At 62.2% G+C, this 8,047-nt stretch carries 8 protein-coding genes; 1 reads left to right on the top strand and 7 read right to left on the bottom strand.

Annotation, left to right across the window (positions count from 1 at the left end; all coding sequences use genetic code 11):
* A partial coding sequence (locus tag GEMRO_RS33865; RefSeq protein ID WP_157505386.1) for a hypothetical protein occupies nt 1-384 on the bottom strand: 384 nt, incomplete at its 3' end.
* Between the two features lie 576 nt (nt 385-960).
* Here GEMRO_RS33865 and GEMRO_RS32210 point away from each other — a divergent pair.
* Complete coding sequence (locus tag GEMRO_RS32210; protein WP_051328540.1) at nt 961-1,377, top strand: response regulator; 417 nt, start codon at nt 961-963, stop codon at nt 1,375-1,377.
* A gap of 620 nt (nt 1,378-1,997) precedes the next feature.
* On the opposite strand, the gene GEMRO_RS0100920 is transcribed toward GEMRO_RS32210, so the two are convergent.
* The 6 genes from GEMRO_RS0100920 to GEMRO_RS0100890 form a co-directional block, all read right to left on the bottom strand.
* The gene (locus GEMRO_RS0100920; protein WP_051328539.1) at nt 1,998-2,723 is read right to left on the bottom strand and encodes a MauE/DoxX family redox-associated membrane protein; all 726 of its coding nucleotides are present in this window, start codon (nt 2,721-2,723) and stop codon (nt 1,998-2,000) included.
* Between the two features lie 73 nt (nt 2,724-2,796).
* Entirely contained in the window at nt 2,797-3,291 is a 495-nt protein-coding gene (locus tag GEMRO_RS0100915) for a DUF305 domain-containing protein (protein ID WP_027132527.1), read from the bottom strand.
* A 50-nt stretch (nt 3,292-3,341) separates the two neighbouring features.
* Complete coding sequence (locus GEMRO_RS0100910; RefSeq protein WP_084506389.1) at nt 3,342-5,705, bottom strand: heavy metal translocating P-type ATPase; 2,364 nt, start codon at nt 5,703-5,705, stop codon at nt 3,342-3,344.
* Between the two features lie 330 nt (nt 5,706-6,035).
* The gene (locus tag GEMRO_RS0100900) at nt 6,036-6,248 is read right to left on the bottom strand and encodes a heavy-metal-associated domain-containing protein (protein ID WP_027132525.1); all 213 of its coding nucleotides are present in this window, start codon (nt 6,246-6,248) and stop codon (nt 6,036-6,038) included.
* 149 nt (nt 6,249-6,397) lie between these two features.
* Nucleotides 6,398-7,171, bottom strand: coding sequence for a DsbA family protein (locus GEMRO_RS26705; RefSeq protein WP_051328538.1), 774 nt, complete (start codon nt 7,169-7,171; stop codon nt 6,398-6,400).
* Between the two features lie 143 nt (nt 7,172-7,314).
* Entirely contained in the window at nt 7,315-8,043 is a 729-nt protein-coding gene (locus tag GEMRO_RS0100890) for a cytochrome c biogenesis CcdA family protein (protein ID WP_027132524.1), read from the bottom strand.
* Nucleotides 8,044-8,047 lie beyond the last annotated feature (4 nt).

The following is an 8,047-nucleotide window of genomic DNA, read 5'->3' as shown; positions in this document are numbered from 1 at the left end:
CCGGGCGCTGATATAGTCGACCTCTGTTGGTGGACGCCTGACGCCAAGATGCATCCCGCCACCCCTCGGGAGCATCTGCCCTGCCGATGTGGTGGCACTCGTGCTGGTGCCTTCCTCGCCCACCTGCTGCCCGCAGACGATCTGGGCGCTTCCCAGTGATAGAGCTACCTGCCGCGCGGCATCCTCCAGGGTGTCCAGAAAGGTCTCACCCTGACCTGTCCAACTCACACATCCATGCCGGATCGTCGCTTCACGCACATCCGCCTTGGCATGCAGCTCGATCGTTGCAGCACCGCCCAGCACCGCCTCGAGTTTCGCCCGTACGGCAGAGAAACCTTCCCGAAGAAACTGACTGCCGCCGCTTTCTCCAAAGCTGGCTGTCATCGGCGAACCTTCCCTGCGCCCTCGATCGGTCTCTGCGCCGACCTTCCATTCATCAGAGCCGCCTCTGGCGCCACGGGCAAGGACATTTAGTCGCTGTGTCGTTGCCGCTCCTGAAGCGATGTTCAGGCTGTCACCTCAACGAAACGGACGTGATGTCAGGCACGGCTTGGGGAGCAGAGTATGGCCGCAGAGGTAGTCGGTTCGCTGGTCACAGCCGATGAGATGGCAAGAGCGGCTGGGATCTCCTCGAAGACCTTCCGCCACTGCTTACGCCAACGCAACTTGCGCTGGCACCGCCACTACGATCGGTGGACCGTCTGGCGCGGCAGCAACCAGCACCGTGATATGCAGGCGGTACTGAAGGAGTGTGTCGCTGTGGCCAGCTGCAGGGCTGAAGAAGAGGTCTGAGCCTGCGGTCGACTTAAAACTTCAACCGCTGGTCGATCTCCTCCCTGCAGCGACGCCCAGGTGGGCGCCTCTTCATTGCCGAAGGTGGGAATTCTTAATCCGCGTGATCCGGAACGCCAACGCAGGGCTGCTCTTTCAGTAGCTGCACTCCTGTATGGGAAAGACGTGATGTTGATCCTCGTGGTCGAGGACGAGGGCATCGTGGCAATGGCCATCGAGTGGGCTCTTCGGCTCGCTGGCCATCGGGTGCTCGGGCCGACCGACAACGTCGAGGACGCCATCGCACTTTGTGAGCATGACCGACCGGACCTGGCCTTGATCGACCTGAACCTCCGGGATGGTGGGGATGGCATTGTCATCGCCCAGCACCTCAAGGAGCGGAGCGACGTGCCGGTGTTCCTGCTTACTGCCCAACTTGCCAAGGCCCGGACGCAAAAGCATATGGTCTGGGGCGTGGTCCGCAAGCCCTACGACACGCATGCGCTCCCCCGCCTGGTGAAGTACGTCTCCAAGGTCCTTCAGGGGCGAGAAGCCCAGCCCCCGCCCGAGGTGGAGATATTCCATCTCCCTGATCGATGGCGATGATCCGATACGCGCTACGCTACTTGTCGTCTTGGTCGTCTGGAGATTGCGGCTTCGTCCATTGCCACAGCAGATAGGCCGCTACGCCCATGGCAACGGCTTGCGCGATCGCCCAAGCAATCATTTTGAACTCACTCATCGAGGACTTCTGTGCGGTAGGAGAAAGCCGAGGAGTCAGTTTTTACTTGAAACGTCAGCCAACTCAGGAATATGGACCTTATTCTGACCAATACGTCCCCATCTTTGCTTCAGAAGATATTTAGTTTGTCTTGAGATCAATAGATTATTGTTCTTTTTTGATCTGCTTTCTAGGCGAATGGCTTGATAGCCCGCTTAAGAATGTACTCAGTAGCTGATGCGGCATAGTATCAACATAATCATGGTGATATAAAAAGAGATCCAGATACTTCGATCTGCACCTCATAGTCCCGCACCATCTGGCCCCAGCGGACCATCCAACAAAAGGTTCGCTTCGTGCCCCACCTAAAGGGCAGGAGCTTGAAGCTTGGCTCTTGACCGATCCACCAAACGATCTCGACGATGGACCGCCTTCCGTTTCGAACTGGACAGGGCTCACTAGCCGATGAAGTATAGTCATATTTTTTTGGATAAATGCTCTAGAGTTACACCGGAGGTCCGCCAAGGATGCCGAGCGTCATCCACAGCGCCATGGCGATCATCATCAGGTTCTCGGTCAGCGACACGAACCCGAGCGGGACCTTGCTAGACCCGCCGACGCAGGCGCATTTCAGCTCGCGCCGGTCGACATAGACGGCCTTGAACACCGAGACCGCCCCGATCGTGCCGATGAACAGGGCGGTCGGGATGGACAGCCAGTCCAGGGCATGCGCGATCATCAGCACCCCGGCCAGCCCTTCGGCGTACGGGTAGATGTAGGAGTACGGCACCCAGCGCCTGGCCAGCAGGTCGTAGTTCAGGAACATGGTGGCGAAGCTCTCCACGTCCTGGAGCTTGAGGAGGGCCAGCACGGTCATGCTGAAGGCGATGAACCATTCCGCCGCCCGCAGGGTGAAGGGCGTGCCGAAGGCGGCATGGCTGGCCGCCAGGGCCATCAGCAGGGTGGTGAGGAACAGTATCGCGACGGGCCGATAGGTCGTCGCATCCGGGCTGGCGACCGGCTTGCCGAAATAGCGGCGAAGGTCGTCATAGCCGCCGACGCGCTTCCCATCGATGAACGTCTGGGGCGTGGACTGGACGCCATGCTCGGCCTTGAACGCGTCGGTCGCGGCGCGCGACGTCAGCCACTTGTCGTCGACCGAGAAGCCCTGGCGGCGAAGCAGGTGCCTGGCCTTCAGTCCATAAGGGCAGACATGCTGCTCCATCACCATGCGGTAGAGCGTGGCCCGGCGAGGCTGCACTGAATCCTGTGCCACTGAGAGAGCTCCCTTTACTACGTCGTAGTTAGTTTCCAGGCGGTTTTGGCGCCAATTCAGGCGCATCTGCGGCAGGAGGATTGGCCTCAAGATCAGCTATCAGCGTCTCCATCTCGGAAATCTCCCTGACCTGCGCTTCAATGATGGCATCCGCGAGTTGCCGGACTCTTGGGTCCTGGATGCGCGCTCGCTCGCTGGTCATGATCGCGATGGAGTGGTGCGGAATCATGGCCTTCATGTAGGAGACATCGCCCACCGTGGCTTGGCTTCGCACAAACCAAAGCGATCCGGAAAAGACCAGGATACTGGCGGCGAATATGGCAAGATTGATGCGTTTGCTCGAATACATCTTCAGCATGAACGAGAGCATGACGATCGCCATCACAGCGCCCATCAGAAGCGCCATCCAGCCACGGGTTTGGCTGAACCAGACATGATCGATCTGGTATGTGTTGAGGTACATCAGAACGTACATGATAATCGTCGACGTTAAGATCATCGCTCCGAAGCGGAGATAGCTCATTCTTGCATTTCCTTGTCTTTCACAGTGATGTGTTAAAAGTGGCACACGCTTTAGATCCGGACCGAACGCAGCCGGAGGGCGTTGGCGATCACGGACACGGACGACAGGCTCATCGCAGCGGCCGCGAACATCGGGGAGATCAGAATGCCAAAGAACGGAAACAGGAGGCCGGCCGCTACTGGTACACCGGCGGTGTTGTAGACCAGGGCGAAGAACAGGTTCTGCTTGATGTTGCGCATGGTCGCGCGAGAGAGCCGACGAGCGCGCACGATGCCGTTGAGGTCGCCCTTGATCAGGGTGAAGCCTGCGCTCTCGATCGCGACATCGGCGCCCGTGCCCATCGCAATCCCGACATCGGCCTGGGCCAGCGCGGGCGCATCGTTCACGCCGTCGCCCGCCATCGCCACTTTGCGGCCCTGGTCCTGCAGATCTTTGACGATGCGGGCCTTGTCCTCAGGCAGCACGTCGGCGCGGATCTCGTCGATCCCCAGCTTCATGGCCACCGCCTTCGCCGTACGCGCGTTGTCTCCGGTTGCCATGACGATGCGGAAGCCCTCCTCGTGCAGCGCCTTCAAGGCAGCCAGCGTCGTCTCCTTGACGGGATCCGCCACCGAGACGAGACCAGCGATCCTCCCTTCGACAATGACGAACATTATGGTCTCCCCCTCGTCACGCCGGGCGTTAGCGATTTCGGAGAGACTGCCGCCGTCGAGGCCGAGATCTTGGACCAGCCGCGCATTGCCGAGCGCCACCCGCTTGCCATCGACCACACCCACCACCCCTTTGCCCGTCACCGCCTCGAACTCCTCGGCCTTGGCCAAAGCGATCCCGCGCTGCGCTGCTCCGGCAACGATCGCTTCGGCAAGTGGATGTTCCGAGCCACGTTCCAGGCTGGCAGCCAGACGCAGTACCTCGTCCTCGTCATGGCCGGCTTCGGGCAGGATGGCGACGAGCTTCGGCTTGCCGACGGTCAGCGTGCCGGTCTTGTCGACGATCAGCGTGTCGACCTTGGCGAAGCGCTCCAGCGCCTCGGCGTTCTTGATCAGGACACCCGCCTGGGCGCCCCGGCCCGTCGCCGTCATGATCGACATCGGGGTTGCCAGCCCGAGGGCGCAGGGGCAGGCGATGATCAGGACCGCCACCGCCGACACCAGCCCATAAGACAGCGACGGCTCCGGACCCCAGATCGCCCAGGCGACAAAGGCAAGGACCGCGATCACGATCACCGCCGGCACGAACCGGCCAGCTACGGCATCCGCGAGCTTTTGGATCGGGGCGCGGCTACGCTGGGCGTTCGCCACCATCTCGACGATCTGGCTGAGCATCGTGTCGGCACCGACGCGTTCGGCCATGATCACCAGGCTGCCGGTGCCGTTGATCGTAGCACCTGTGACCTTCTCACCCTCGACCTTCTCGACCGGAACGGGCTCGCCGGAGATCATCGACTCGTCGACCGAGGATCTGCCCTCGATCACGACACCGTCGACCGGAATCTTGTCGCCTGGCCGCACGCGCAGGCGGTCGCCGACCACGACATTCTCAAGCGGGATCTCTTCCTCCCGCCCATCCGCCCGGATCACGCGCGCGGTCTTGGCAGCGAGATCCAAAAGGGCGCGGATCGCCGAGCCGGTACGCTCGCGGGCGCCAAGTTCCATCAACTGGCCAAGCAGAACCAGAACCACGATCACCGCGCCGGCCTCGAAATAGACACCGACGTGACCTTCCGGGCTGCGGAACCCGTCTGGAAAGATTTCCGGCAGCAGCACCGCGACCACGCTGAACAGATAGGCCGCGCCCACACCCATGGCGATGAGCGTGAACATGTTCAGGCTGCGGTTGGTCAAGGACCTGGCACCGCGTACGAAGAACGGCCAGCCGGACCACAGGATGACCGGCGTGCCTAGCAGGAGTTCGATCCAAAGGGTGGTTTGTTCCCCGAACAGGTCGCGGACGGCGCCCAGCCCGACGAAGGGTCCCATCGTCAGCACCAGGAGAGGCACGGTCAGCACCGCGCCGATCCAGAACCGACGCCTGAAATCGACGAACTCCGGGTTGGGTCCTTCATCGGCGCTGGGAACTCCCATTGGCTCCAAGGCCATGCCGCAAATCGGACAGTCGCCCGGCGCATCGCGCACGATCTCCGGATGCATCGGGCAGGTATAGAGCGTACCTTTTGGGGCTTCCTTGGCAGGCTCGTGCCGGCCTTCCAGGTATGTCCCCGGATCGGCTTCGAACTTGCCGCGACATCGCGCCGAGCAGAAATGGTAGGTCTTGCCATGATGCTCATGGCTGGGCGTGCCCGCAGCAAGCTTCACCGTCATTCCGCACACCGGATCCCTGGCTGTCGCATCGGTGGTCGGCTCGAGCGCAGGGTCGTGATGATGACCATGCTCATGCTGCATGTGCTCGTTCATTCTCATCATATCTTTTTGACCACTCGACCAGGTCGCAGGCGAAGCGCGGCGGCTTGTTCCAGGATGAACCATCCATCGAACACCTCGATCTGATGGCCGATCGTCCGATGCGCCATCGGGCAGACGACGACCCCTGGAGGCCAAGTTGAAGAACCTGGCCTCCTCATCGGACGCACCTGCCCCGGCGACTGCAACCCGCAGGGGCGCCGGGCCGACATTCAATCTCATGGCCGGCGCGGATCCCTTGATGAGCAGACCCAACATGAAGGCCGGGAGACCCACTGCCCACGACCTGCAGCGTGGGCAGTGGGTCTGCCTGATCGGCTCCTTCTAGACTGCGACGTCCGCCTTGCGCTCGGCCGGGAAGCCCGCCTGCGCGAGTGCGGCGATAACGGCATGGCTGTTCTGCCGGGTAGCAACCCGCACCTCGCGCGTCACCATCTCGATCTGGACCCGGGCATCGGGATCGATGCTCAATACCGCCTTGGTGACCGACTTCGCGCAGCCACCGCAAGCCATGGTCGGGACTTGGAGATGCAGCATCGAATGCTCCCGTTCTACTGCTTGCCTATCATGTGAGGCTTACCATCGTTGGAAGGTCAAGGGACGCTGCGTTGGTTTTTTTGGGCTCTCGCGCCCGGTCGGCTCATGCAAGGTGCGTCTGCCGCCCAAGGTCGGAAAACATCGAGGATTCAAGGATTCTCCGACTTGGTCCGCTGCTCGGCGATCAGGCCCTCCAGCGTCGCGCGTTCTACGGCACCCGGAATGATTTGGTCGCCGATGACAAAGCCCGGCGTGCCGTTGATGCCCAAGGCAACCGCAAGGGCACGCGTATCTTCGATGGCGCGATCGGTGGCGGCATCGGCCATATCCTGCTTGAGCCTCGGCAGGTCCAGCCCCACCTGGGCGGCCACCTCGAAGACCTTGTCGGCGGTCACCTTGTCCTCTCCCTGCATCAGCCGGTCATGGAAGTCCTCGTATTTGCCTTGCCGATCCGCCGCGAGCGCGGCACGGGCGGCGACTTCCGAGTCCGGCCCGAGGATGGGAAACTCCTTGTAGACCAGCCGCAAGGACGGGTCGGCGGCGCGCAGCTCCGCCATGGTCGGCGCTACCGCTCGGCAATAGGGGCAGTTGTAGTCGAAGAACTCGACCAGCGTGACATCGCCGTCCGGGTTCCCGCCCACCGGGGAGGTGGGATCGTGGAAGATATCGTCGCTCCGGGCGGCGATCGTGCTCTTCACGTTCTCCTCTTGGGCAGCCTGCTGCCTATCCTGGAAGATCTGCACGGCCTCCATGATGACCTCGGGGTGCTGCAGCAGGTAGGCGCGCACCCGTTCGCCGAACGCGTCGGTTTCTGCGGCAGGCGCCGACGTGACCGGTCCGGATGGGGTCTGCTGGGCCATGGCAGGCCAGCCGACCGCGGAAGCCACGAGTGCTCCCGCAAGGATGATCGACGTGCGTTTCATCTGGTGTCCTCCTCCATGCTGCTCACGCAGCCAAGTTCGACCAAGAAGCTCTGTCTGGTTCGCCGATCGCCAAGAGTTGGCGGCGTTCGGCCCAGGATGCGAAAGTGGCGGCCGCGCAAGCTCTTGCCGTTCATTGGCCGTCTTCATCCGATCCGGGCCAGCAGGGGAAAGTTCTCCAGCAACCAGTACGAGAAGAGAGACAGGCGGCCGGTGATCATGGCGACGCCCATCAGGATCATCACCACGCCGGCGCCGACCTGAAGGTATCGGCCAGCGCGTCGCATCGTCCTCAGCCGCCGCATCAGCCCGTCCGCGAAGGCGGCGGAGACGATAAAGGGCACGCCCAGGCCCAGCGAATAGATGGCGAGCAGAAGGATGCCGCTGGTGACGGACGCCGACAGCGCGCTCGCGGTGAGGATGGCGCCCAGCACCGGGCCAATGCACGGGGTCCAGCCGAAGCCGAACGCCGTTCCGAGAAGATAGGCGCCAGCCGGTCGACCGGCGCGCACGTCGCCATGAAAGCGCAGGTCCTGCTCCAGCCAGGGAATCCGGACGAGGCCGGTCATGAACACCCCGAACAGGACGACGATCAGTCCGCCTGCGATCGTGGCTTCGTAGCGGAACGAGAGCAAAAGCCGGCCTAGCGCGGTAGCGCTGGCACCGAACAGGACAAAGATCGTCGAAAAGCCAAGAACGAAGCAACTGCTCAGCAGCAGCGTCGACCGCGGACTTCGCGTCCCGGTGCCGCCTTGCGCCAGGCTGTTCCCGGAAATGTAGGAGACGTATCCTGGCACCAAGGGCAGCACGCACGGCGACAGGAAGGAGATGATGCCCGCCACGAAAGCGCCTACGAGCCCGATGTTCGAGATCACGTCG

Origin of the sequence: Geminicoccus roseus DSM 18922, from assembly GCF_000427665.1 — a bacterium.
GTDB lineage: Bacteria > Pseudomonadota > Alphaproteobacteria > Geminicoccales > Geminicoccaceae > Geminicoccus > Geminicoccus roseus.
The sequence above is the reverse complement of the archived record's forward strand: the minus strand, read 5'-3'. Positions and strand labels throughout refer to the sequence as shown.

Bases quoted from the DNA above. Each gene is read 5' to 3' on its own strand.
- GEMRO_RS32210 (WP_051328540.1), top strand. From the start codon at position 961: ATGTTGATCCTCGTGGTCGAGGACGAGGGCATCGTGGCAATGGCCATC.
- GEMRO_RS0100920 (WP_051328539.1), bottom strand. From the start codon at position 2,723: ATGGTGATGGAGCAGCATGTCTGCCCTTATGGACTGAAGGCCAGGCAC.
- GEMRO_RS0100915 (WP_027132527.1), bottom strand. From the start codon at position 3,291: ATGAGCTATCTCCGCTTCGGAGCGATGATCTTAACGTCGACGATTATC.
- GEMRO_RS0100910 (WP_084506389.1), bottom strand. From the start codon at position 5,705: ATGAACGAGCACATGCAGCATGAGCATGGTCATCATCACGACCCTGCG.
- GEMRO_RS0100900 (WP_027132525.1), bottom strand. From the start codon at position 6,248: ATGCTGCATCTCCAAGTCCCGACCATGGCTTGCGGTGGCTGCGCGAAG.
- GEMRO_RS26705 (WP_051328538.1), bottom strand. From the start codon at position 7,171: ATGAAACGCACGTCGATCATCCTTGCGGGAGCACTCGTGGCTTCCGCG.